Genomic DNA, 22342 nt, shown 5'->3' with positions numbered 1-22342 from the left:
CTCAGCGCTCCGTTCCCTGGAAGACCGTCTCGACCGCGGCGCGGCGGCCCGAGTCCAGGTCCTCGATCCACATGGTCAGCGGCGTCTGCGCACCGTCTGCCAAGGCCGAATCCGGGTCGGCCGTGATGTAGACGCGCTGCTCGAAGGTTTCGTCGGCCGGGACCGTCACCGTCGAGCGTCCGCCTTCCAGCGTGATCTCGGCACCGGGAAGCGCCTGTCCCTCGTGGCCGTCCGCGCCCACGGCGAAGGTCTTTTCCTGGCCCTGCATGTTGCGCAGCCGCAGTTCGTAGGTGTTGCGGATCGAGCCGTCCGCCATGGTCACATACAGCGGGTTCCGCACCGGCGAGACGTTCAGGTCATAGGGCGAGCGCAGGAACAGCGCCACGATCAGACCGACGCCGATGGCCCCCCACAAGGTGAAATACAGCAGCGGCCGGGGACGCAGGACGTGCTTCCAGAGCGACTCGCCTTCCTGGCCGGTCTTTTCGGCGCTTTCGTCCTTGAGCGCCATGTAGTCGATCAGACCGCGCGGCTTGCCGATCTTCGCCATCACGTCGTCGCAGGCGTCGATGCACAGCGCGCAGGTGATGCATTCCAGCTGCTGGCCTTCGCGGATGTCGATGCCCATGGGGCAGACGTTCACGCAGGCCAGGCAGTCGATGCAGTCGCCCTTGAGCGCGGCCGGGCTGTCGGACTTGGTGGGCTGGCCCTTGGCGATCTTGCCGCGCGGCTCGCCCCGCCATTCGCGATAGGCGACGGTCAGGGTGTTCTCGTCCATCATGGCGCCCTGGATGCGGGGCCAGGGGCAGGCGTAGATGCAGATCTGCTCGCGCGCGAAGCCGCCGAAGAAGAAGGTGGTCGCGGTCATGATGCCGATGGTGGTGTAGGCGACGGGATGGGCGTTCAGCGTGACCAGGTTGCGCAGCAGCGTCGGCGCGTCGGCGAAATAGAAGACCCAGGCGCCGCCCGTCAGCAGGCCGATCAGCAGCCAGGCCGCCCACTTGGTCGCGCGCAGGCGCACCTTGCGGGCGTCCCAGGGCTGTTCATACAGGCGGATGCGGGCGTTGCGGTCGCCCTCGATCCGGCGCTCGACCATCATGAACAGGTCGGTCCAGACGGTCTGCGGGCAGAAATAGCCGCACCAGACCCGACCCAGGACCGAGGTGAAGAGAAAGAGCCCCAAGCCCGCCATGATCAGGAGGCCCGCGACGAAGTAGAACTCGTGCGGCCAGATCTCGATCCAAAAGAAGAAGAAGCGGCGGTTCGCCAGATCGACCAGGACGGCCTGGTCGGGCATCCCCGGCCCGCGGTCCCATCTGATCCAGGGGGTGATGTAGTAGATGCCCAGCGTGACCGCCATGAGCACCCATTTGAGGTTGCGGAACTGGCCCCGGACCCGGCGCGGGAAGATCGGCTCGCGTGCGGCGTAAAGGCGGGGAGGTTCCTGCTCGATCGTGGACATGCTCGACTCCTGATGGGCAGGGACCGGGCGCGCCGCCCTGCCGAACCGGCGGTTGACCTGCATCAAGCGCCGCGAGCCCGGAATATAGGATGGAACCCGGCTGATTTCAGGGACCGTTTGTCGCACCCCCGGCGGCAACCGCGTCGCGGCCGGGATGGTTGTGCTTGAGGACCGGCCCCCCTGAAACGCGCGAATGGATCGGGGGGCCGGCAGCCCCTGCCTTGCGGCAGGAGCGTCCGTCAGGGGCGGCGATTACTCGCCGCCGCCCAGGCCGTGGACATAGGTGGCCACGGCGCGGATCTCGGCCTCGCTGAGGCGGTCGGACCAGGCGGGCATGACGCCGAAGGGCCCGTCATGGATGATCCGGTGGATCGTCGCCTCGTCCGGCTGGCCGTCCTTGTTGTAAAGCCAGACGGCGTCCGTCAGGTTCGGCGCGCCCTGGGAACGGTCGCCGGTCCCGTCCTCCATGTGGCAGGCCGAGCAGTTGTCCTGGAAGACCGCGGCGCCTTCGGCGGCCTGCGCCTCGTCATGGGGCAGGTTCCCCAGCGCCAGCACGTGCTGCGTGACCTGCTGGATCTGCGTGTCGTCAAGGATGCCGTCCACGCCGAACTTGGGCATTTCCGAATAGCGCGTGTCGGCGTCCTCGGGGCTGCGGATGCCGTGCTGCAGGGTCAGGTGGATGTCCTCGATCGTGCCGCCCCACAGCCAGTCGTTGTCCAGCAGGTTGGGATAGCCGGGGTTCCCGGCCGCGCCCGCCCCGTGGCACTGCGCGCAGTAGGTGCGGAAGATCGAGCTGCCCGCGTTGTTGGCATAGTTCAGCAGATCGGGATTGGCCGGGATGTCGGTCAGGTTCGCGGCCACCAGCTGCGTCTCGATCGGGGCGTTGGCCTCGTCGAACTGCCGGATCTCCTGGGCGACCTCCTCGCGCTGGGTGGTGCCCAGCAGGCCCGAGGTGTTGTCGCGGATCAGCGGGATCGCGGGATAGGCGATGACATAGCCCAGCGCCCAGATGATGGTGGCGTAGAAGGTCCACAGCCACCAGCGCGGCAGGGGGTTGTCGTATTCCTCGATCCCGTCCCAGGCATGACCGGTGGACTTGACCTCGACGACCTTCTTGCCGACGCGGCGCGTGACCTTGTGGCGCGGCTCGCGCTCGGCCCGCGGCTTCACGCCGGTCAGCACCTCGGGCATGTTCGCCAGGATCTGCTCGGCATTTTCGCGGTCCGCCGCGCGCCGGTCGACCGAGATGCGGTTTTCCGGGTTGGCGGGGGACTCGTGCGGGTCGTTCAGGTCGGCGCCGATGTTCTCGGCCACCTCACGCTCGCGCGGGGTCGGCGGGGGGTTCTCGTCTTTCGGATCGGCCATCACTCGACCTCCTTGCGGTCCGCCTTGGCCCCGTCAGCGGCCTCGGGTGCGGGTCTCGTCTCGTTGCGGAAGATGCTTTCGGCGGCGTCGCGGTGCAGCCGGCGCGAGCCGGGCCGCCACACGAACAGGACCACGCCGATGAACACCAGGAACAGCGCCAGCAGCACCCAGCTGTCGGCGAGCTGGCGCAGGAAGGAATATCGGTCCATTCCCCGGGCGCCCTCAGCGATGCTCGTCCGGCTGGAAGGTCGAGAAATCGACCATCGTCCCCATGACCTGCAGATAGGCGATCAGGGCATCCATCTCGGTCACGCCCGCCTGGCGGTCGAAGTTGCGCGCCTGCGCGCCGGGATAGCGTTCCTGCAGCCCCGAGGCATCCAGGTCCGGGTCCGCCTGCGCCAGGAAGTCGGCCCGCGCTTCGGTGATCATGTCCTCGGTGTAGGGCACGCCCACGCGGCTGTCGGCCGTCAGGCGGTCCGAGATGTAGGTGGGATCGATCTGGCGGTGGCGCAGGAAGGAATAGGCCGGCATGATCGATTCCGGCACGACCGAGCGCGGGTCGTTCAGGTGGTCGATGTGCCATTCGTCCGAATAGCGCCCGCCCACCCGGGCCAGGTCCGGCCCGGTGCGCTTGGAGCCCCACTGGAAGGGGTGGTCGTACATCGATTCCGCGGCAAGGCTGTAGTGGCCGTAGCGTTCGACCTCGTCCCGCATGGGGCGGATCATCTGGCTGTGGCAGACATAGCAGCCCTCGCGGACGTAGATGTCGCGGCCGGTCAGCTCGAGCGGGGTGTAGGGGCGCATCCCCTCCACCTTCTCGATGGTGTTCTCAAGGTAGAACAGGGGGGCGATCTGGACGATGCCGCCGATGGTCACCACGAGGAACGAGAACACCAGAAGCAGTGTCGCGTTCTTCTCGAGGATCTTGTGGTGGTCGAGAATGGCCATGAAAGATCCCCTTCCTTATTCGGCCGGAACGGCAACGCGGGCGGGCGCGATGCGCGGCTGCCGGGCGACGGTGGCCCAAAGGTTCCAGGCCATGATGATCCCGCCCGCCAGGTAGAAGACGCCGCCCAAGGTCCGCACGACCAGCATCGGATACTTGGCGATGACGGTGTCGGCGAAGGCGTTGACCAGGAAGCCCTGGCTGTCCACCTCGCGCCACATCAGGCCTTCCATGATGCCCGACACCCACATGGACGAGGCGTAGAGCACGAGGCCGATGGTCGCGAGCCAGAAGTGCCAGCTGACGGCCGCGGTCGAATACAGCCGCTCGCGGCCCCAGAGGCGCGGCGTCAGGTAGTAGAGCGCGCCGAAGGTGATCATGCCGTTCCAGCCCAGCGCGCCGGAATGGACATGGCCGATGGTCCAGTCGGTATAGTGCGACAGCGAGTTCACGGCCTTGATCGACATCATCGGCCCTTCGAAGGTCGCCATGCCGTAGAAGCCGACGGCCACGACCATCATCCGCAGGATGGGGTCGGTGCGCAGCTTGTCCCAGGCCCCCGACAGCGTCATCAGGCCGTTGATCATGCCGCCCCACGAGGGCATCCACAGCATGATCGAGAAGACCATGCCCAGCGTCGAGGCCCATTCGGGCAGCGCGGTATAGTGCAGGTGGTGGGGGCCCGCCCAGATGTACATGAAGATCAGGGCCCAGAAGTGGATGATCGACAGCTTGTAGCTGTAGACCGGGCGCTCGGCCTGCTTGGGGATGAAGTAGTACATCATGCCCAGGAAGCCCGCGGTCAGGAAGAAGCCCACGGCGTTGTGTCCGTACCACCACTGGGTCATCGCGTCCTGCACGCCCGCGAACAGCGGCACCGACTTGGACCCGAACAGGCTGACCGGCATCGCCAGGTTGTTGACGATGTGCAGCATCGCGATGGTCACGATGAAGGACAGGTAGAACCAGTTGGCCACGTAGATGTGCGGCTCGCGGCGCTTCATGATCGTGCCAAGGTAGATCAGCAGGTAGACGACCCAGACGATCGTCAGCCACAGGTCCACGTACCACTCGGGTTCCGCGTATTCCTTGGAATGGGTCGCGCCGAGGATATAGCCCGTCGCCGCCAGGACGATGAACAGGTTGTAGCCCCAGAAGACGAACCAGCCGGCGTTGCCGCCCCACAGCCGCGTCGCGCAGGACCGCTGGACCACGTAGAACGAGGTCGCGATTAGGGCGTTGCCGCCGAAGGCGAAGATCACGGCCGAGGTGTGCAGCGGGCGCAGCTTGCCGAAGTTGGCGAAGCCTTCCAGCGCATCCGAGAAGTTCAGCGACGGCCAGGCGAGCTGCGCCGCGATGACCACGCCGACCAGAAAGCCCACGACGCCCCAGAAGGCGGTGGCGATCACCCCGGCGCGGACCGGGCCGTCCAGGTATTCGGACTGCACGCCGGCCAGGGCCAGCTTGAGGTCCGGGTTGTCCATCCGGCGCAGCACAAACAGGAATGCCAGCCCGGCAGCCAGCATGATTGTCAGGGCATTGACCTGATATGCCAGATCGCGCGCATAGTTGGCGGCGATCGCGGCAAAGACCGCGATCACGCCAAGCACGATCAGCTTGAAGCTATCCCACATCGTGTTCGGTGTCCTTTGTCTCGAAGCGGCAAAGCCGAATCGCCTGTCGGGCGATCCGGCGGACCGTCTTGGTCGTGATCTTTATGGGCCAAATCTGGTGCAAACCTTGATCTGGGTCAACAAAACGGGGCACCCCTGCATCATACTGTCACACCGCGATCCCAACGGGCCGTCACAGCAGGAGCCAAGCCAATGGGCTACAAGACCATCCTCACCGTCATCACCCAGGCCGGACAGACCGCGCAGCTTGAGGCGGCGGTGGCGCTGGCCCGGCGCGAGGACGCCCATCTCGAGGTCTTCGCGGTGGGCGTGGACCACACCCAGACCGGCTACTATTACGCGGGCGCCTCGGCCTATGTCTTTCAGGAGGCGATCGACCGCGCGATGGCGGCTGCCGAGGCGCTGGAAACCGAGGTGCGCGCCGAGCTTGCCCCCGAGGACATCCGCTGGTCGGTCGAAAGCGCGGTCGCGCAGATGGGGGGCGTATCCACGCTGATCGCCATGCGCGCGCGCTTTGCCGACTTGGTCGTGCTGATGAAGCCCTACGGGTCCAAGGCCGCGCCCGACGCCGAGGCGGTGCTGGAAGCCTCGCTGTTCGAAGGCGGCGCCCCGGTGCTGGTCCTGCCGCAGGGGAATGTCGCCGTCGAGGGCCTGGGCAAGCGCATCCTGGTCGCCTGGAACCAGTCGGACGAGGCGCTGCACGCCATCCGCCGCGCCCTGCCCGTCCTGAAGGCGGCCGAGGCGGTCGAGATCGCGGTCGTGGACCCCTCGCCCTATTCGCCCGAGGGTTCGGACCCCGGCGGAAAGCTGTGCCAGATGCTGACGCGGCACGGCGTCAAGGCCGAGATCGCGGTTCTCGCCAAGACCCTGCCCACGGTGACGGAGGTCCTGACCCGCCGCGCCGCCGAAACCGGGGCGGACATGCTGGTGATGGGCGCCTACAGCAAGTCGCGGCTGCGCGAGGCGATCATGGGCGGCGCCACGCGCCACATGCTGGAACGCGCCAACCTGCCGGTGCTGATGGCCCGCTGACGCCCGCAGCCTGCGCCGGCGCGTGGCGCCGGTGCGGGTTCAGGCCGGCAGCCCGCCGTCTGAATCGTCGCCGCTTTCCAGCACCAGCCGGTGGAAATCAGGCACCGTCACGCGGCGGTTGCCTTCCAGCGTGATGACGCCGTCGCGCTTCAGGGCCGAGATCTGGCGGCTCACGGTTTCCAGCGTCAGGCCGAGGTAGTCGGCCATCGTCTCGCGCGTCAGCGGCAGGTCGATGCGCACGCGGCCCTCGGGCCGGGTCTGGTGCAGCCCCGCCTCGCGGCGCGCCAGAAAGGCGATAAAGGACGCGATCTTTTCGCGCGCGGACTTGCGGCCCAGCAGCAGCAGCCATTCCCGCGCCGCGTCCAGGTCGTCCAGTGTCATGTCCAGAAGCCGCGTGGCAATCCGGGGGGTGGACCGCAGCAGCTCCTCAAAGGGCATGCGGCGGAAGCAGCACAGCGTCAGGTCCGACAGCGCGGTGACGGTATAGGCCGAGGTCGCGCGCCCGGGCCGCCCCAGGAAGTCCGAAGGCAGCAGCAGCCCGACCATCTGGGTGCGCCCGTCCTCCATCGTCTGCGAAAGGCCCGCCACGCCCTGGACGACCGAGGCCACGAAATCCACCCGCTCGCCGGCAAGGGCCACGACCTGCCCCGCCTCGTAGCGGCGATAGTATTTGGTGGCGTCCAGCCGGTCCAGTTCCGGCGCCTCGCAACTGGCGCAGACGGCCCGATAGCGGATCGGGCAGTCCCCGCACGGAACATGCAGGCCCTGGCAGGAGTCCTGCGCTTTCAGTTTGACCTGCGTCAATGTTCTTTCCCGCTTTGGGTGAGATACCTAGGCGCATGGAACAGGAATCGCAACTGACCCGGCTGGGGCTGTTTGACGCGCGGGTGCCGCGCTATACGTCCTACCCCACCGCCCCGCACTTCAAGCCGTCCGTGGGACCGGCCGATTTCACCGACTGGGTCCATGCGATCCCGGCGGGCGGGTCGATCTCGCTTTACATGCATGTGCCCTTCTGCCGCAGGCTCTGCTGGTTCTGCGCCTGCCGCACGCAGGGCACGCAGTCCGACGCCCCCGTGCGCGCCTATGCCGACGTGCTGCTTGAGGAGCTGGAGCTGCTGAAGGCGAACCTCGCCCCCGGCGTCAGGCTGTCGCGCCTGCACTGGGGCGGCGGTACGCCCACGCTGATGCCGCCCGACATGATGCGGCGCATCGCCCGCGCGGTCTTCGACGCCTTCCCGCTTGCGGAGGGGGCCGAGTTCTCGGTCGAGATCGATCCCAACGAGATCGACGAGGCGCGCATGGACGCGCTGGCGGAGTCGGGGCTGACCCGCGCCTCGATCGGGGTGCAGGACTTCGACCCCGAGATCCAGAAGACCATCGGCCGCGACCAGAGCTTCGAGGTGACGGCCGAGGCCGTCCGCATGATCCGCGACCGCGGCATCGCCAGCCTCAACACCGACATCCTTTACGGCCTGCCGCACCAGACGCCTTACAGGATCGCGGATTCGATCCAGAAGCTGATGGCGCTGTCGCCCGACCGAATCGCGCTTTACGGCTATGCCCATGTGCCGTGGATGGCCAAGCGGCAGGTGATGATCCCCGACGAGGCCCTTCCCGACGCCCCCGCCCGGCTGCGCCTGTTCGAGGTTGCCCGCGACCTGCTGGTCGCCGACGGCTATGACGAGATCGGCATCGACCACTTCGCCCGTCCCGGCGACGGGCTGGCCGTGGCGCAGAAGGCCGGGCTGCTGCGCCGGAACTTCCAGGGCTACACGGACGACCAGGCGCAGGTGCTGGTGGGCATGGGCGCGTCGTCCATCTCGCGCTTCCCGCAGGGCTATGCGCAGAACGCCCCCGCGACCGGCGCCCATGTCAAGGCGATCCGCGAGGGCCGCTTCTCGACCACGAAGGGCCATGTCTTCACGCCCGAGGACATCTGGCGCGCCCGCATGATCGAGGCGCTGATGTGCGACTTCCGCATCTCGGCCGATGAATTCATCCGCGACCACGGCTTCGCCCCCGCCGCGCTGGCCGAGCTCTTCGCCCCGGTCAAGGCGCAGTTCGGCGAGATGGTGACGGTGAACGAAGCCGGCCTGTCGATCCCCGAGCGCGGCCGCCCGCTGACGCGCATGATCGCGCGGATGTTCGACGGCTACGAGATGGAAGCCAAGGGCCACAGTCCCGCCATCTGACATCTGCCGGACCGGGGGCCAGCCCCCGGACCCCCGGGGTATTTGCATCAGAAAGAAGCCCTGCCCGCGCAGGGGTCTTCTTCCTGACCGAAATACCCTCGGGGGGAATCGCCGTCAGGCGATGGGGGGCAGACGGCCCCCCTGCCGCGCCGGCGAAGAATCAGCGTCCCAGCTTGGCGTGGACCTCGTCCAGATCGACCTCGCCCTTGGGCAGCTTGTTGTCGGGGTTGTCGAAGTCATAGCGGAACAGCTGGAAATCCTTCTTGTAGATTTCCCAGACCAGGTGCTGCGACAGGTCGTCGAAATAGTCGCTGACCTTGTGCAGCCGCTTCGGCCCGTGCCCTTCGGACTCGTTGAAGCGCGGCACCTCGTTGACGTCCAGCTTCACCGGGGTCTCGGCCGCGTCCAGGACCTTCTGCATCCCCTCGTTGAACTTCTCGGTGAAGAAGATCTGGTCATAGCGGCCGCCGTTCACGATGAAGGTCGCGATATGGCCCGACATGGCCGACCAGTGGATGTCCGGCTCCATCGGGCGGCGCCAGCGGATGGTGTCGCGCGCGAACAGCAGGAACCGGCGGAAGCTGGTTACCTGGTCGAAGTCGAAGTTGTCCTCGGGACTGCCCACCTCGACGCCGTAGCGCTGCATGATCTGGGGGATCAGGTTGCCGCGGTAGCGCTTGCCGTTGCGCTGGATGCCCGCGATCTTGTCGAAGAAGGACGACAGGATGCGCGCGTAGGGGTTGCGCACGCAGGTGAAGCTGACCGGCTTGCGCGCCTTCACCGCCTGCTCGATCGCCGGCTGGCTGGCGTTCTGGTTCCACTTGTGCAGGCCAGAGGTCGAATCGTGGATGTCGCCGTCGAAGTAGCGGGCGTGGTCGGAAAAGAACATGATCTGCCCGATGGTCGAGCAGGCGCATTTCGGCACCACCCGATAGGCCATGCTTTCGCTTTCGGTCATCCAGGTGCCGGGAAAGGCCATGATGGGCGTCCTCTTTCGGTTGTGCGGCGGCTTGTTCCTGCCCATAAAATCGTTATGCACCCAAGGCAACTCGCGACGGTTGAATTGTCACGATCAGGCATGCGTTACGCCGGTTGTCGCCTTGGACGAAGTGAACCCGGAACATGGCCCGCATCGCCTTCATCCTGCTGTGCCACAAGGATCCCAAGGGCATCATCGCCCAGGCCCAGCGGCTGACGGGCTCGGGCGACTTCGTGTCGATCCATTTCGATGCGCGCGCGAATCCGGCCGATTTCGACATGCTGCGCCAGGCCTTGGCGGACAACCCTGGGGTGACCTTCGCCGCGCGGCGGCTGAAATGCGGCTGGGGCGAGTGGTCGCTGGTGGCCGCCACGCTCGAGGCCGTGCGGGCGGCGGTCCGGGCCTTTCCCTCGGCCACCCATTTCTACATGCTTTCGGGCGACTGCATGCCGATCAAGTCGGCGGTCTACACGCACGAGTTCCTGGACGCCCACGACCTCGACTACATCGAGAACTTCGATTTCTTCGAAAGCGACTGGATCAAGACCGGCTTCAAGGAAGAGCGGCTGATCTATCGCCACTGGTTCAACGAACGCACCCAGAAGAAGCTGTTCTACGGCAGCTACGAGCTGCAGAAGCGGCTGGGCCTGACCCGGCAGGTGCCTTCGGACATCCAGGTCATGATCGGCTCGCAGTGGTGGTGCCTGCGGCGGCAGACGATGGAGAAGGTGCTGGCCTTCTGCGACGAACGGCCCGATGTTGTGCGCTTCTTCCAGACCACCTGGATCCCGGACGAGACCTTCTTCCAGACCATCGTCCCCCATGTCGTGCCGCGCAAGGAGATCCGCGCCCGGACGCTGACCTTCCTGATGTTCACCGACTACGGGATGCCGGTGACCTTCTACAACGACCATTACGACCTGCTGCTGGGGCAGGACTATCTTTTCGCCCGCAAGATCAGCGGCGAGGCGATCGGGCTGCGCGAGCGGCTGGGCGCGCTGTGGAAGGCTGATGACGCGCAGTTCGCCATCTCGAACGAGGCGGCGGGGCTTTACCGCTTCCTGATCCAGCGGGGCCGGATCGGCCGCCGCTTCGGCCAGCGCTTCTGGGAAGCCGAGGGCTCGCTGGGCCGGGACCGGACACTGATCCTGATCGTGGCGAAGAAGTGGCACGTGGCCAAGCGCCTGACCGCCGCGATCCGCTGGCACACGGACATCCCGGCGATGAACTACCTGTTCAACGAACTCGACGCCGAGCTGCCCGACATGGGCGGGATCGAGACGACGCTGGCCAAGCGCGAGCGTCACAGGCGCGCGCTGGTCAAGATGCTGTTCGTGCTGTTCGACACGCCCTGCATCGCCCTCTGCCTGGACACCTCGGCGCTGGGGCTGATCCAGGACTTCCTGGACGACAAGGCCGACACGCGCCTTCTGCTGATCGACACCGAGTTCGACGACGACTACGTGCGCGGCCATATCGGGCGCGTCGGCCTTGCCGGCCAGCACAGCGCGCCCGAATACCTGAACCGCCTCATCCCCGCCGTGCGCAGCGACCTCGAACACGAGGCCGAGCGGATCCACGACCTCGAGATCCAGGATTTCGAGACGATCTCGAGGAACAAGGGCGAGCAGGCGAATGCCGAGGCCCTGCAACGCCTGCTGGGCGTCACCCCCGAAGTTGCGGCAGAACTGTCCCGAACCCCGAATCTGTTCGAAGACTGAGGAGCCCGCCATGAGCTATGACACCAGCAACATCTTCGCCCGCATCCTGCGCGGCGAGATCCCCAACGACACCGTGGCCGAGAACGCGCATGCGCTGGCCTTCCGCGATATCCGCCCGCAGGCGCCGGTCCACGTGCTGGTGATCCCGAAGGGCGCCTATGTCAGCTATGACGACTTCGCGGCCAATGCCTCGGACGACGAGATCGTGGGCTTCCACCGGCTGGTGGCGCAGGTCGCGCAGTCCGAGGGGCTGTCGCTGGCGGATGGCAGCCAGGGCTTCCGCGCCATCACCAACGCCGGCGCCCACGGCGTGCAGGAGGTCCCGCATTTCCACATGCACCTGCTGGGCGGCCGTCCGCTGGGGCGGATGCTTCAGGCGGGCTGAGGCCCCCTGCGTCAGGTCCGCGTCAGCGTCAGGAACACGTCCTCGAGATCGGGTTCCTCGGTCGCCACGTCGATCATCGGCACGCCCCCCTGCCGCAGCGCGTCGATGACCTGATGGGCCTCGATCCCGCCCATGGGCCAGGTCAGGGCGATGCGGCCCTCGCGCCGCTCGGCCCCGACGCCCGGCGGCAGGGGCGGCAGCGCCCCGTCCCAGGGGCCGGGGTCCACCAGCAGCGTCTTGGACCCCGCACGCGCCAGCAGCTGCCCGGTCGGTTCCTGCACGATCTTGGCGCCATGGTTGATGATGGCGATCTCGTCGCACATCTCCTCGGCCTCCTGCAGGTAATGGGTGGTCAGGATCACCGTCATCCCCTGCGCGTTCAGCTTGCGGACGTTGGTCCACAGCATGTCCCGCAGGGCGATGTCCACGCCCGCGGTCGGTTCGTCCAGCACCAGGATGCGCGGGCGGTGGACCAGCGCCTTGGCCAGCAGCAGCCGCCGCTTCATGCCGCCCGACAGGTGGCGCGAATAGCTGTTGGCCTGGTCCGACAGGCCGACAAGCGCGAGGATCTCGTCCGTCCAGCGGTCGGCTCTGGGCACGGCGTAAAGCCCCGCCTGCACCTCGAGGCTCGCGCGCGGGGTCAGGAACGGGTCGATCACCAGTTCCTGCGGCATGACGCCGATGGCGGCGCGGGACTGGCGCGGGTTCACGTCCTGGTCGAAGCCCCAGATCTCGACGCGGCCCGCCGTCTTGTTGACCAATCCGGCCAGGATGTTGATCAGCGTCGACTTGCCCGCCCCGTTCGGCCCCAGCAGGCCGAAGATCGACCCGCGCGGCACCACAAGGTCCACGCCCTTCAGCGCCTCCTTGGCGGGCGCCTCGCCCGAGGCGGCATAGGTCTTGCGCAAACCGCTCAGGCGGATCGCGGCGTCGGGCGGGGTGAAGGACCTGGGCATGGCGCACCTTTCGGCCGCCCGGCTTGCGATGGGGCGGGGGCTGGCTAGAATGGCCCCCTGTTAAACCGGCCTTCCCCCGCCAGCACAAGAGAGCCCCGATGCGCCATCCCGTGACCGAGACCCCCCTGTCCACCAACCAGGACCCGGCCGCCGAGGCTCTGCCCGCCCCGGAAACCGCCGTGGTGACGACCTGGAAGGTCGCCTGCTCGGGCGACGAAGCGCGGGGCTTCGGCCATCCCCGGGTGTGGCTGGCGATCTCGCCCGACACCGGCTGGGTCGAATGCGGCTATTGCGACAAGCGCTTCATCATCGACCGCGACCACGCGCATGGCGATCACTGAAGCACCCCTGCCCCCTTCCTCGTGAAAACATCCCGGGACCGTCGCATGCGACGATGGGGCAGCGTCCGACTGCAACGCTGCCGTCCCGCGGCACCTCAATGATGGGCGTGCGCGTGGCCCGCCAGTTCGTCCGCGCAGCCCGACAGGGGGCTTTCCGTCTCGATGGTCGAATGGGTGATTCCGTGGTCGCGCAGGACGGACTTGACCGCCAGCCGGGTCGCGTGGGGATCGGCGCCCTCGGCCACGACAAGATGCATCTCGGCTGACAGCCGCCGCTCGTCGATCTGCCACAGGTGCAGGTGGTGCAGGTCCTCGACGCCGGGCACGGCGCTGACGGCACTCCGCAATCCGGCATCGTCCACATGGGCCGGTGCGCCCAGCATCAGCATCCGCAGGATGGGGCCGATGTCGCCCTTGATGTGCCACAGGATCACCGCCGAGATCAGGATCGTCAGGATCGGGTCGGCGATGCGCCAGCCGAAGGCGAGGATCAGCGCGCCCCCTGCCAGCACCGCCACCGACACGCCCGCGTCGGCCAGGTTGTGCAGGTAGGCCGCGCGGATGTTGACGCTTTCCTTCGCCAGCCGCGCCGTCAGCCAGGCCGTGCCGAGATCGATCACCAGCGCCAGCCCCGCCAGCGCCATCACCAGCCCGCCCGCGACCTGCGGCGGGTCGGCCAGCCGGCCCAGCGCCTCGATCACCAGCCAGACGGACACGGCGATCAGCGCGAGGTAGTTGACGAAGGCCGCCACGATCTCGGCCCGCCCCCAGCCGAAGCTCATCGCGGGGCTGGCGGCCCGCGCGGCGAGCTTTCTCGCGCCGAAGGCCAGCACCAGCGCCAGCGCATCCGAGAGGTTGTGCACCCCGTCCGCCACCAGTGCCGTGGAATCGGCCGCCAGCCCGCCGATGACCTGCGCCGCCGTCAGCCCGAGGTTGATGACAACCGCCCACAGCAGGGCGCGGTCGCCCAAGCCCTCGCCGTGCGAATGGGCGTGGCCTGCGTGATGCCCGTGGGAATGATCATGCGGCATGTGCGCTTACCTTCAAGGTCAGGGCCGGGGCGCTGCCCCGGCCCCCAGGATGCTCAAACGAAGAAGAACCGGCCCATGCGCGGCATCAATGCGCCTCGGCCCAGGTGCGGCCCGCGCCTGCATCCACGACCAGCGGCACGGACAGGTGGACGGCGGGGATGTGGGCGTTTTCCATGATCTCGCGGGCGATGGAGATCAGGGATTCCACGGCGGAGTCCTCGGCTTCGAAGACGAGTTCGTCGTGGACCTGCAGCAGCATCTTCGCGGGCAGCCCCTCGATGGCCTTGGGCATCCGGATCATGGCGCGGCGGATGATGTCGGCGGCCGTCCCTTGGATCGGCGCGTTGATCGCCGCGCGCCGAGCGCCCCCGGCGGCAGGCCCCGAGGAGGAGATGCCCGGCGTGTGGATGCGCCGCCCGAAGAGGGTGCGGACGAAGCCTTGGGTCTTCGCCTCGCGCGTGGTGCGGTCCATGTAGGCGCGGATCTCGGGGAAGCGCTTGAAGTAGGTGTCGATGAACTCCTGCGCCTCGGCGCGCGGGATGCGCAGGTTGCGCGACAGGCCGAAGGACGAGATGCCGTAGATCACGCCGAAGTTGATGGCCTTGGCCCGGCGGCGGATCATCGGGTCCATCCCTTCCACCGGCACGCCGAACATCTGGCTGGCCGTCATGGCGTGGATGTCGATGCCCTCCGAGAACGCCTGCTTCAGCGCCGGGATGTCGGCCATGTGGGCCAGGATGCGTAGCTCGATCTGGCTGTAGTCGAGGCTGACGAGCTTGCGGCCTTCCGGCGCGATGAAGGCTTCGCGGATGCGGCGGCCTTCCTCGGTCCGCACGGGGATGTTCTGCAGGTTCGGATCGGTGGACGCGAGCCGCCCCGTCGCCGCCCCGGCGATGGAATAGCTGGTGTGGACGCGTCCCGTTTCCGGGTTCACATAGGTCGGCAGCGCGTCGGTATAGGTCGATTTCAGCTTGGAGATCCCGCGCCAGTCGAGGATGCGGGCGGGCAGTTCATGGCCCTCGGCCGCGAAATCTTCCAGCACGTCGGCGCTGGTGGACAGCGCCCCCGACTTGCCCGCCTTGGTCCCCGCCAGCCCCATCTGGTTGAACAGGATGTCCCCCAGCTGCTTGGTCGAGCCGAGGTTGAACTTGCAGCCCGCGAGCGCATGGGCCTCGTCCTCGAGCTGCGCCATCTTCTGGGCGAAGGCGCCGGACATGGCGCGCAGGTGGTCCGAATCGATCTGGACGCCCGCCATCTCCATCCCCGCCAGCACCTCGATCATGGGGCGTTCCAGCGTTTCGTAGACGGTCGTGACCTGCGCGGCCGGAAGCTGCGGCTTGAAGTGCTGCCACAGGCGCCAGGTGACCTCGGCATCCTCGGCGGCATAGCGGGTGGCGCGGTCGATGGGCACCTGGGCGAAGGTGATCTGGTTCTTGCCCGCCCCGATCAGTTCCTTGATGGGCTGGCAGCGGTGGCCGATGTAGGTCTGCGCCAGCTCGTCCATGCCGTGGTTGTGCAAGGCCGCGTTCAGCGCATAGCTGAGCAGCATGGTGTCATCGAGGGGCGCCATGCGGATGCCGTAACGGGCGAGGATCTTCCAGTCGTACTTGGCATTGTGCCCGATCTTGAGGATGGCGGGGTCTTCCAGCACCGGCTTCAGCGCCGCCAGCGCCTCCTCCATCGAGATCTGGCCTTCCGTCCTGGCGCCGCCGCCGAACAGGTCCGCCGTGCCCTCGACATGGCCCAGCGGGATATAGGCGGCCATGCCGACCTCGGGGCACAGCGAGACGCCGACCAGGTCCGCCTGCATCTCGTCGAGGCTGGTCGTCTCGGTGTCCACCGCGACCACGCCCTTGTCGCGGATCGCGTCGAGCCACTGGCGCAGCGTGTCCATGTCGCGGATGGTGACGTAGTTCTCGCAGTTGAGCGGCGGGAACTGCGGCGCGGCGGGGGCGGAGGTTTCCGTCTTCGCGGGTGCGACCGGCTCGGGCGGGGCGGCCTTGAAACGCTCGGCCACGCGGTTCGTCAGCGTGCGGAACTCCATCTGGTTGAGGAAGTCCATCAGCACCGCCGGGTCGGGGTCCTTCACCTCCAGCGTCGCCATGGCGAAGTCGATGGGAGTCTTGCAGTCGAGCTGCACCAGCCGCTTGGAGATGCGGATCTGCTCGGCATGGTCGATCAGGGTCTGGCGGCGCTTGGGCTGCTTGATCTCCTCGGCGCGCGCCAGCAGCGATTCCAGGTCGCCGTATTCGTTGATCAGCTGCGCGGCGGTCTTGATGCCGATGCCCGGCGCGCCCGGCACGTTGTCCACCGCGTCGCCCGCCAGCGCCTGCACGTCGGCCACGCGGTCAGGGTAGACGCCGAACTTCTCGAAGACCTCGTCGCGGGTGATGGACTTGCCCTTGATCGGGTCCAGCATGTCCACGCCGTCCCCCACAAGCTGCATCAGGTCCTTGTCGGAGCTGATGATCGTGACGGTCCCGCCCAGTTCCCGCGCCTGGCAGGCCAGCGTGGCGATGATGTCATCGGCCTCGTAGTCGCGGATCTCGATGCAGGCGAGGTTGAAGGCGCGCGTGGCCTCTCGCGTCAGGGGGAACTGGGGGCGCAGCTCCTCGGGCGGCTCGGGACGGTTCGCCTTGTAGTCGCCGTAGATCTCGTTGCGGAAGGTTTTCGAGGAATGGTCGAAGATCACCGCCGCATGGGTGGGCGCATCCGGCCCCCGCGCGTCGTTGATGTATTTCCAGATCATGTTGCAGAAGCCCGCGACCGCGCCGACCGGCAGCCCGTCGGACTTGCGCGTGAGCGGCGGCAGCGCGTGATAGGCGCGGAAGATGAAGGCCGACCCGTCGATCAGATGCAGGTGGCTGCCCTTGCCGAAGCCTTCGTCGTTCATCGCTGTCCCCTTTTCCGCATGGGCCGTTCTGCCACGCCCCGCGTGCCCGCGCAAACCGGCCCAGCTGCAGATGGGGTCTGCGGGCCGCCGCGTCCAGCGACAGGCTGGTATGCCACGGCATACCGATTGCGAAGCCGGGGGGATCGCCCTAGAACGCCGCCAACACTGGCCCAGGTCGCAGAGGATTGCCATGACCGACACCCGCACCGAAACCGACAGCTTCGGCCCGCTGGAAGTTCCGTCCGACCGCTACTGGGGCGCGCAGACCCAGCGCAGCCTCGGCAACTTCAGGATCGGCTGGGAAAAGCAGCCTGTCGCCATCGTCCGCGCGCTGGGCGTGGTCAAGCAGGCCGCAGCCCAGGTCAACATGGCGACCGGCAATCTCGACCCCGGGATCGGCGAGGCGATGGTGCAGGCCGCGCAGGAGGTCGTCGCGGGCAAGCTGGACGACCACTTCCCGCTGGTCGTCTGGCAGACCGGCTCGGGCACCCAGTCGAACATGAATGCCAACGAGGTCATCTCGAACCGCGCGATCGAGATCCTGGGCGGCGAGATGGGGTCCAAGAAGCCGGTCCATCCGAACGACCACGTCAACATGGGCCAGTCGTCGAACGACACCTTCCCGACCGCGATGCATGTCGCCATCGGCATGGTCGCCCGCGACGTGCTGCTGCCGGGGCTGGACCATCTCGCCAAGGCGCTGGAAGCCAAGCGCGACGAGTTCAAGGACATCATCAAGATCGGCCGCACCCACACCCAGGACGCCACGCCCCTGACGCTCGGGCAGGAGTTCTCGGGCTACGCCCACCAGGTCCGCATGGGGATCGAGCGGGTCAGGCTGTGCCTGCCGCAGATCTACGAACTCGCGCAGGGCGGCACGGCGGTCGGCACGGGGCTGAACACGAAGAAGGGCTGGGACACGGCCATCGCGGCGGAAATCGCCGGGATCACCGGCCTGCCCTTCGTCACCGCCCCCAACAAGTTCGAGGCGCTGGCCGCGCATGACGCCATGGTCTTCTTCCACGGCGCGCTGAAGACCGTCGCGGCGTCGCTGTTCAAGATCGCCAACGACCTGCGGCTGCTGGGCTCGGGCCCCCGCTCGGGCCTGGGCGAACTGATCCTGCCGGAAAACGAGCCCGGCTCGTCCATCATGCCGGGCAAGGTGAACCCGACCCAGGCCGAGGCGCTGACCATGGTCTGCGCCCATGTCATGGGCAACGACGCGGCGGTGGGCTTTGCCGGGTCGCAGGGGCACTTCGAACTGAACGTCTACAACCCGATGATGTCCTACAACGTGCTGCAGTCGATGCAGCTTCTGGGCGACGCGGCGGTCAGCTTCACCGACAACATGGTGGTCGGCACGCAGGCCAACATCCCGCGCATCGAGAAGCTGATGAACGAATCGCTGATGCTGGTGACGGCGCTGGCGCCGACCATCGGCTATGACGCGGCGACCAAGGTCGCCAAGACCGCCCACAAGAACGGCACCACCCTGCGCGAGGAAGCCGTGGGCCTGGGCTATGTCACGGCCGAGGAGTTCGACCGCGTGGTGCGGCCCGAACAGATGATCGGCCCCCACGACTGAGACTGTCCACCAGGGACCAAGGGGGGCGCGCGGACTGCCATCCGCGCGCCCCTTTGCATCTGTCCCGTCAGTGCGCCATCATTTCGCGCGCAATCTCTGCCCCTGTCAGCGCCGCGGGATAATAGGTCGGCCAGTGCGTGACCTCGTTCAGCAGGGCCGCGCGGTCATCGCCCCAGTAGAGATGGAAATGCCCGGATTTCTCGGGCGCGATACGGTGGTCGCTGAACTGGATGAAACCGGGGGCCGCCGCGTCGCCGGCGGTCTTCCTGAAAACGTAGCGGACGCCACGGTTGCCCTTCTCATAGGTCAGGATCTCGTGGCCGTCGGGGGCATAGCGCCCTGAAACCACGCCCGCGCCCCGGTGGAAGGTGACAAGATCGCCGTCGATCCGGATGCGATCCACGTCGGTGCGGTATCCGGCCTCGTACTCTTCGCGAAAGGCGGCGGCGGACCTGTCGCCGTGTTCGGCCTTGTGCGCCATCACCGGGTCCAGCGTGCCGTCGATCAGATGGGGATAAACCGACTGCCAATCGCCTTCCCAGTCACCCAGACGGCGCGGCTGCACCTGACCGTCATCGAAATGGCCTTTGCGGACCGCATCCGGGCCATGGTTCCGCATATTCTCCTGCGCGTGGTCATGCGCATGTTCCGGGGCATGGCCGTGGTCCGCCTCATGTGCATGTCCATGCGCATGGCCGTGGCCTGCGGCCAGGGGCGGATTTGCGGTCGCCTGGCTGGCGATGACCGCGAAGGCGCCGAGGGCAAGCGCGGCAAGACGCGGCGGAAGGATGGTTCTCATCAGGATGGTCCTTTGCACGTGACGGGCGAAAAACGCCCCGGCAATCTGTTACGTTATAACATAACGGATTGTCGAGCCGCTGCCGGACCTTTCCCCTGCATCTCCTCCGTTTTCCCCGGACGACGGAGGGGCTATGATCGTGCCATGGCGCAGATCACCAACCTCAACCGCTTCCGCAAGGACAAGGCACGCGCCGAAAAGCGCCGCGTGGGGGACGAGAACGCGGCGAAGCACGGCCGGACCAAGGCGCAGAAGGCCGCCGAGGAGGCGGATGCCGCCCGTGCCGCGCGCACGCTGGACCAGCACCGCCGCGATGACGCTTGACCTGCCTCCGCTGACGCCTCCGGCCAAGCGGTCGCTGTCCATTGACGGGCACGCGACCAGCGTCAGCCTTGAGGAAGCCTTCTGGCGCGCCGCGCAGCAGGCCGCCGCCACGCGGGGCATGACCCGCGCCCAGCTGATCGCCGCAATTGATCACGCCCGCCCCGCCGAGGTCGGCCTTGCCACCGCGATCCGCCTGTTCCTGCTGGCCGAGGCGCAACATCATGCCGGCGCGCCAGCACCCACCCGAGACGACCCATGACCCGTTCCCCCTTGCTGACGGACACCGCGGCAGGCGGCCCGCGTGCGGGCGAAAGCGCCCTTGCCCGCAGCATCAAGGCCGCAATTGCCGCCGTCGCGGCGCGCGATCCGGCCGAGCCGCTTGATCCGGCCGAGCTTCGCGCCGTCCACGAACTGCAGGCGGCCCTCAAGGACCTGTCCTACGGCGACCGGGACATCTTCGGCTCGGCCGAGACCTTCGAGTTCGGCTGGGGCGCCCAGACAATGGTCTTCGCCACGGATGTCCTGCCCTATCTCCATGACGTCCTGCTGAAGCACTACCGCCGGCAGGACACCCTGACATTTCTGGATGTCGGCTGCGGCGGAGGGGCTGCCGCCCAGTTCATGGCGCAGCTTCATTCGACGGACATCGTGTTCTCGCGGATGACCGTCCACGCGATCGATCATGTCCCCCTGCGGGAGCCGTGGATCCGGCTGAACTATCCGCGGGTGAACTTCGCCTGCCGCGACCTTTATGAGATGGACGAGCAGCATGACATCGTCTTCTGCTCGCATTGCATCGAGCATGTGCCGCAGGTGGAGCGTTTCGTGGCGCGGCTGACGGAAGTCTGCCGGGGCTTCTGCTTCATCTACGCCCCCTTCGAGGAACGCGATCCCATCCCCGGCCATGTCAACATCATCACCCGAGAGCTTTTCGCCCCTTTCGGCGACCGCGCCCGGACGCATGTTTTCCGCAGCATGGGCTGGAAGCCCGCGCAGCCTGATGCCGCCTGCATCCTGGCGGTGATCGACTGCCGCCCCGAAGGCCGCCGCCACAAGCCGCTGCGCCACTCGCTGCGCGATCCTGTCGCCCTTGCGCCTCACGGTCCCATAGCTGCGCCTTGATCGGGCGGGCGCCCCCCGCTAGAACGGCGGCGCACGAGGCGCCTGCCTGCCGCAGCTTGCGCGCGAGGCCGTGGGCGGCTCGCTCTGACATATCCGCATCCAGACGCCTTCACGGCGTCCCGCACGAAGGGCGCACCCCATGGCAGGCCATTCCAAATGGGCCAACATCCAGCACCGCAAGGGCAAGCAGGACAAGCTGCGGTCCAAGCTGTTTTCCAAGCTGGCCAAGGAGATCACCGTCGCCGCCAAGATGGGCGACCCCGACCCCGACAAGAACCCGCGCCTCCGGCTTGCCGTGAAGGAAGCCAAGTCGAGCTCCGTCCCCAAGGACGTGATCGACCGCGCCATCAAGAAGTCGCAGGGCGGCGACGCCGAGAACTACGAGGAAATCCGCTACGAGGGCTATGGCCCGAACGGCGTCGCCATCATCGTCGAGGCGATGACGGACAACCGCAACCGCACCGCGTCGAACGTGCGGTCCTATTTCACCAAACATGGCGGCGACCTGGGGCAGACCGGCTCGGTCAGCTTCATGTTCGACCGCGTGGGCGAGATCATGTACCCCGCCTCGGCCGGTGACGCCGACACGGTCATGATGGCCGCGCTGGAAGCGGGCGCTTCGGACGTCGAAAGCGACGACGAGGGCCACTGGATCTACACGGCGGACACCGACCTGGCCGAGGTCTCGGCCGCGCTCGAGGCTGCCCTGGGCGAATCCCAGACCGCCAAGCTGATCTGGAAGCCGCAGGCCCCCGCCGAGGTATCCGACCTCGACCATGCGCAGAAGCTGATGAAGCTGATCGACACGCTGGAAGAGGACGACGACGTCCAGAACGTGACGGCGAACTTCGACCTGACCGAGGACGTGGCAGCGCAGCTTGGCTGAGACGCCCGAACCGTACCGGGCGGCGCCTTCGGGCGCCGCTTTTTCATGCAGGGGTGCAGGATGATGTTTCAGGGCGCCTCGGCCGCCTCCTTCCTGTCGGGCTTGGGCATCGGGCTGTCGCTGATCGTGGCCATCGGCGCGCAGAACGCCTTTGTGCTGAAGCAGGGACTGCTGCGGCAGCATGTCCTTGCCGTCTGCCTGTTCTGCGCGGCCTCGGATGCCGCGCTGATCGCGGCGGGCGTCGCAGGCGCGGGCGCCATCGCGCGCAACGCGCCCTGGTTCCTGTCGGCGATGCGCTGGGGAGGTGCGGCCTTCCTGCTGTATTACGGCTTCCGCTCGGCCCGGGCCGCCTGGCGCGGGGGCGAGGCGCTGCGCGCCGAGGGCGCGGCGGCGCCGACGCTGGCCGCGACGCTGGCCACCATCGCCGCGCTGACCTGGCTGAACCCGCATGTGTGGCTGGACACGGTTGTGCTGCTGGGTTCGGTGTCCTCGGCGCAGCCCGACCGCCTGGCCTTCGCCCTTGGCGCAATGAGCGGGTCGTTCCTGTTCTTCTTCTCGCTTGGCTACGGGGCGCGGCTGCTCGGGCCGCTGTTCGTGCGCCCCGTTGCCTGGCGCATCCTGGACGCAGGCGTGGCGCTGGTCATGTGGACGATCGCGGCAACCCTGATCCTTGGTGCCTGAAGCGC

22 protein-coding genes are annotated in these 22342 nt (G+C 67.4%); 11 read left to right on the top strand and 11 right to left on the bottom strand.

Translation table 11 applies throughout. From position 1 onward, the window contains the following. Position 1: 1 nt before the first annotated feature. The 5 genes from ccoG to ccoN form a co-directional block, all read right to left on the bottom strand. Positions 2 to 1462, bottom strand: coding sequence for a cytochrome c oxidase accessory protein CcoG (gene ccoG, locus CK240_RS03220; RefSeq protein WP_095638899.1), 1461 nt, complete (start codon positions 1460 to 1462; stop codon positions 2 to 4). Between the two features lie 252 nt (positions 1463 to 1714). Beyond that, on the bottom strand, positions 1715 to 2653 hold the full coding sequence (gene ccoP, locus CK240_RS03215) for a cytochrome-c oxidase, cbb3-type subunit III (RefSeq protein WP_240517285.1): 939 nt from the start codon (positions 2651 to 2653) through the stop codon (positions 1715 to 1717). A 173-nt stretch (positions 2654 to 2826) separates the two neighbouring features. Beyond that, a complete protein-coding gene (locus CK240_RS03210) occupies positions 2827 to 3036 on the bottom strand; it encodes a cbb3-type cytochrome c oxidase subunit 3 (protein WP_095638897.1) in 210 nt (69 codons plus the stop codon). A gap of 13 nt (positions 3037 to 3049) precedes the next feature. Next, on the bottom strand, positions 3050 to 3775 hold the full coding sequence (gene ccoO / locus CK240_RS03205) for a cytochrome-c oxidase, cbb3-type subunit II (RefSeq protein WP_095638896.1): 726 nt from the start codon (positions 3773 to 3775) through the stop codon (positions 3050 to 3052). A 15-nt stretch (positions 3776 to 3790) separates the two neighbouring features. Beyond that, positions 3791 to 5407 (bottom strand): cytochrome-c oxidase, cbb3-type subunit I, encoded by a 1617-nt coding sequence (gene ccoN / locus CK240_RS03200; protein WP_095638895.1) that lies wholly within the window; start codon positions 5405 to 5407, stop codon positions 3791 to 3793. 192 nt (positions 5408 to 5599) lie between these two features. Between ccoN and CK240_RS03195 the strand changes: the two genes are divergently transcribed. After that, positions 5600 to 6439 carry a universal stress protein gene (locus tag CK240_RS03195; RefSeq protein ID WP_095638894.1) on the top strand — a complete coding sequence of 280 codons (840 nt, stop codon included), beginning with the start codon at positions 5600 to 5602 and terminating at the stop codon, positions 6437 to 6439. A gap of 39 nt (positions 6440 to 6478) precedes the next feature. On the opposite strand, the gene fnrL is transcribed toward CK240_RS03195, so the two are convergent. After that, positions 6479 to 7201, bottom strand: coding sequence for a transcriptional regulator FnrL (gene fnrL / locus CK240_RS03190; RefSeq protein ID WP_167649965.1), 723 nt, complete (start codon positions 7199 to 7201; stop codon positions 6479 to 6481). Between the two features lie 77 nt (positions 7202 to 7278). On the opposite strand from fnrL, the gene hemN reads away from it, so the two are divergent. Then, the gene (hemN, locus tag CK240_RS03185) at positions 7279 to 8634 is read left to right on the top strand and encodes an oxygen-independent coproporphyrinogen III oxidase (RefSeq protein WP_095638893.1); all 1356 of its coding nucleotides are present in this window, start codon (positions 7279 to 7281) and stop codon (positions 8632 to 8634) included. Between the two features lie 160 nt (positions 8635 to 8794). On the opposite strand, the gene CK240_RS03180 is transcribed toward hemN, so the two are convergent. Further along, positions 8795 to 9613 (bottom strand): sulfotransferase family protein, encoded by an 819-nt coding sequence (locus CK240_RS03180; protein ID WP_095638892.1) that lies wholly within the window; start codon positions 9611 to 9613, stop codon positions 8795 to 8797. Between the two features lie 143 nt (positions 9614 to 9756). On the opposite strand from CK240_RS03180, the gene CK240_RS03175 reads away from it, so the two are divergent. After that, positions 9757 to 11334, top strand: coding sequence for a DUF5928 domain-containing protein (locus CK240_RS03175; protein ID WP_095638891.1), 1578 nt, complete (start codon positions 9757 to 9759; stop codon positions 11332 to 11334). Between the two features lie 10 nt (positions 11335 to 11344). After that, positions 11345 to 11719: an HIT domain-containing protein gene (locus CK240_RS03170; RefSeq protein ID WP_095638890.1), complete on the top strand. Its 375-nt coding sequence runs from the start codon at positions 11345 to 11347 to the stop codon at positions 11717 to 11719. An 11-nt stretch (positions 11720 to 11730) separates the two neighbouring features. Here the strand turns inward: CK240_RS03170 and CK240_RS03165 are convergent, their stop codons facing one another. Beyond that, positions 11731 to 12675 (bottom strand): ABC transporter ATP-binding protein, encoded by a 945-nt coding sequence (locus CK240_RS03165; protein ID WP_095638889.1) that lies wholly within the window; start codon positions 12673 to 12675, stop codon positions 11731 to 11733. A 110-nt stretch (positions 12676 to 12785) separates the two neighbouring features. Between CK240_RS03165 and CK240_RS03160 the strand changes: the two genes are divergently transcribed. After that, the gene (locus CK240_RS03160) at positions 12786 to 13016 is read left to right on the top strand and encodes a zinc-finger domain-containing protein (protein ID WP_240517266.1); all 231 of its coding nucleotides are present in this window, start codon (positions 12786 to 12788) and stop codon (positions 13014 to 13016) included. Between the two features lie 95 nt (positions 13017 to 13111). On the opposite strand, the gene CK240_RS03155 is transcribed toward CK240_RS03160, so the two are convergent. Next, on the bottom strand, positions 13112 to 14047 hold the full coding sequence (locus tag CK240_RS03155; protein WP_095638887.1) for a cation diffusion facilitator family transporter: 936 nt from the start codon (positions 14045 to 14047) through the stop codon (positions 13112 to 13114). A gap of 85 nt (positions 14048 to 14132) precedes the next feature. Then, positions 14133 to 16940 carry a DNA polymerase I gene (gene polA / locus CK240_RS03150; RefSeq protein WP_095638886.1) on the bottom strand — a complete coding sequence of 936 codons (2808 nt, stop codon included), beginning with the start codon at positions 16938 to 16940 and terminating at the stop codon, positions 14133 to 14135. Positions 16941 to 17130: 190 nt separating this feature from the next. On the opposite strand from polA, the gene fumC reads away from it, so the two are divergent. Then, positions 17131 to 18525 carry a class II fumarate hydratase gene (gene fumC / locus CK240_RS03145; protein ID WP_095638885.1) on the top strand — a complete coding sequence of 465 codons (1395 nt, stop codon included), beginning with the start codon at positions 17131 to 17133 and terminating at the stop codon, positions 18523 to 18525. Between the two features lie 67 nt (positions 18526 to 18592). Here fumC and CK240_RS03140 read toward each other — a convergent pair whose 3' ends face one another. Beyond that, complete coding sequence (locus tag CK240_RS03140; RefSeq protein ID WP_095638884.1) at positions 18593 to 19324, bottom strand: ZinT family metal-binding protein; 732 nt, start codon at positions 19322 to 19324, stop codon at positions 18593 to 18595. A 144-nt stretch (positions 19325 to 19468) separates the two neighbouring features. On the opposite strand from CK240_RS03140, the gene CK240_RS03135 reads away from it, so the two are divergent. The 5 genes from CK240_RS03135 (at position 19469) to CK240_RS03115 (ending at position 22337) form a co-directional block, all read left to right on the top strand. Continuing rightward, a complete protein-coding gene (locus CK240_RS03135) occupies positions 19469 to 19648 on the top strand; it encodes a DUF4169 family protein (RefSeq protein ID WP_095638883.1) in 180 nt (59 codons plus the stop codon). After that, complete coding sequence (locus CK240_RS03130) at positions 19638 to 19907, top strand: ribbon-helix-helix domain-containing protein (RefSeq protein ID WP_095638882.1); 270 nt, start codon at positions 19638 to 19640, stop codon at positions 19905 to 19907. The genes CK240_RS03135 and CK240_RS03130 overlap by 11 nt, the downstream gene beginning before the upstream one ends. Beyond that, the gene (locus tag CK240_RS03125) at positions 19904 to 20770 is read left to right on the top strand and encodes a class I SAM-dependent methyltransferase (RefSeq protein WP_095638881.1); all 867 of its coding nucleotides are present in this window, start codon (positions 19904 to 19906) and stop codon (positions 20768 to 20770) included. Before CK240_RS03130 ends, CK240_RS03125 begins: the two co-directional genes overlap by 4 nt. A 139-nt stretch (positions 20771 to 20909) precedes the next feature. Continuing rightward, entirely contained in the window at positions 20910 to 21656 is a 747-nt protein-coding gene (locus CK240_RS03120) for a YebC/PmpR family DNA-binding transcriptional regulator (protein WP_095638880.1), read from the top strand. Positions 21657 to 21716: 60 nt separating this feature from the next. Then, positions 21717 to 22337 carry a LysE/ArgO family amino acid transporter gene (locus tag CK240_RS03115; protein ID WP_240517265.1) on the top strand — a complete coding sequence of 207 codons (621 nt, stop codon included), beginning with the start codon at positions 21717 to 21719 and terminating at the stop codon, positions 22335 to 22337. Positions 22338 to 22342 lie beyond the last annotated feature (5 nt).

The organism is Paracoccus salipaludis, from assembly GCF_002287065.1.
Taxonomy (GTDB): Bacteria; Pseudomonadota; Alphaproteobacteria; order Rhodobacterales; family Rhodobacteraceae; genus Paracoccus; species Paracoccus salipaludis.
This window is presented reverse-complemented; position numbering and strand designations above follow the sequence as displayed.

Excerpts from the sequence above, each read along its gene's own strand:
- ccoG (WP_095638899.1), bottom strand. The coding sequence starts at position 1,462 with ATGTCCACGATCGAGCAGGAACCTCCCCGCCTTTACGCCGCACGCGAG.
- ccoP (WP_240517285.1), bottom strand. The coding sequence starts at position 2,653 with ATGCCCGAGGTGCTGACCGGCGTGAAGCCGCGGGCCGAGCGCGAGCCG.
- CK240_RS03210 (WP_095638897.1), bottom strand. The coding sequence starts at position 3,036 with ATGGACCGATATTCCTTCCTGCGCCAGCTCGCCGACAGCTGGGTGCTG.
- ccoO (WP_095638896.1), bottom strand. The coding sequence starts at position 3,775 with ATGGCCATTCTCGACCACCACAAGATCCTCGAGAAGAACGCGACACTG.
- ccoN (WP_095638895.1), bottom strand. The coding sequence starts at position 5,407 with ATGTGGGATAGCTTCAAGCTGATCGTGCTTGGCGTGATCGCGGTCTTT.
- CK240_RS03195 (WP_095638894.1), top strand. The coding sequence starts at position 5,600 with ATGGGCTACAAGACCATCCTCACCGTCATCACCCAGGCCGGACAGACC.
- hemN (WP_095638893.1), top strand. The coding sequence starts at position 7,279 with ATGGAACAGGAATCGCAACTGACCCGGCTGGGGCTGTTTGACGCGCGG.
- CK240_RS03180 (WP_095638892.1), bottom strand. The coding sequence starts at position 9,613 with ATGGCCTTTCCCGGCACCTGGATGACCGAAAGCGAAAGCATGGCCTAT.
- CK240_RS03175 (WP_095638891.1), top strand. The coding sequence starts at position 9,757 with ATGGCCCGCATCGCCTTCATCCTGCTGTGCCACAAGGATCCCAAGGGC.
- CK240_RS03170 (WP_095638890.1), top strand. The coding sequence starts at position 11,345 with ATGAGCTATGACACCAGCAACATCTTCGCCCGCATCCTGCGCGGCGAG.
- CK240_RS03165 (WP_095638889.1), bottom strand. The coding sequence starts at position 12,675 with ATGCCCAGGTCCTTCACCCCGCCCGACGCCGCGATCCGCCTGAGCGGT.
- CK240_RS03155 (WP_095638887.1), bottom strand. The coding sequence starts at position 14,047 with ATGCCGCATGATCATTCCCACGGGCATCACGCAGGCCACGCCCATTCG.
- polA (WP_095638886.1), bottom strand. The coding sequence starts at position 16,940 with ATGAACGACGAAGGCTTCGGCAAGGGCAGCCACCTGCATCTGATCGAC.
- fumC (WP_095638885.1), top strand. The coding sequence starts at position 17,131 with ATGACCGACACCCGCACCGAAACCGACAGCTTCGGCCCGCTGGAAGTT.
- CK240_RS03140 (WP_095638884.1), bottom strand. The coding sequence starts at position 19,324 with ATGAGAACCATCCTTCCGCCGCGTCTTGCCGCGCTTGCCCTCGGCGCC.
- CK240_RS03135 (WP_095638883.1), top strand. The coding sequence starts at position 19,469 with ATGGCGCAGATCACCAACCTCAACCGCTTCCGCAAGGACAAGGCACGC.
- CK240_RS03130 (WP_095638882.1), top strand. The coding sequence starts at position 19,638 with ATGACGCTTGACCTGCCTCCGCTGACGCCTCCGGCCAAGCGGTCGCTG.
- CK240_RS03125 (WP_095638881.1), top strand. The coding sequence starts at position 19,904 with ATGACCCGTTCCCCCTTGCTGACGGACACCGCGGCAGGCGGCCCGCGT.
- CK240_RS03120 (WP_095638880.1), top strand. The coding sequence starts at position 20,910 with ATGGCAGGCCATTCCAAATGGGCCAACATCCAGCACCGCAAGGGCAAG.
- CK240_RS03115 (WP_240517265.1), top strand. The coding sequence starts at position 21,717 with ATGATGTTTCAGGGCGCCTCGGCCGCCTCCTTCCTGTCGGGCTTGGGC.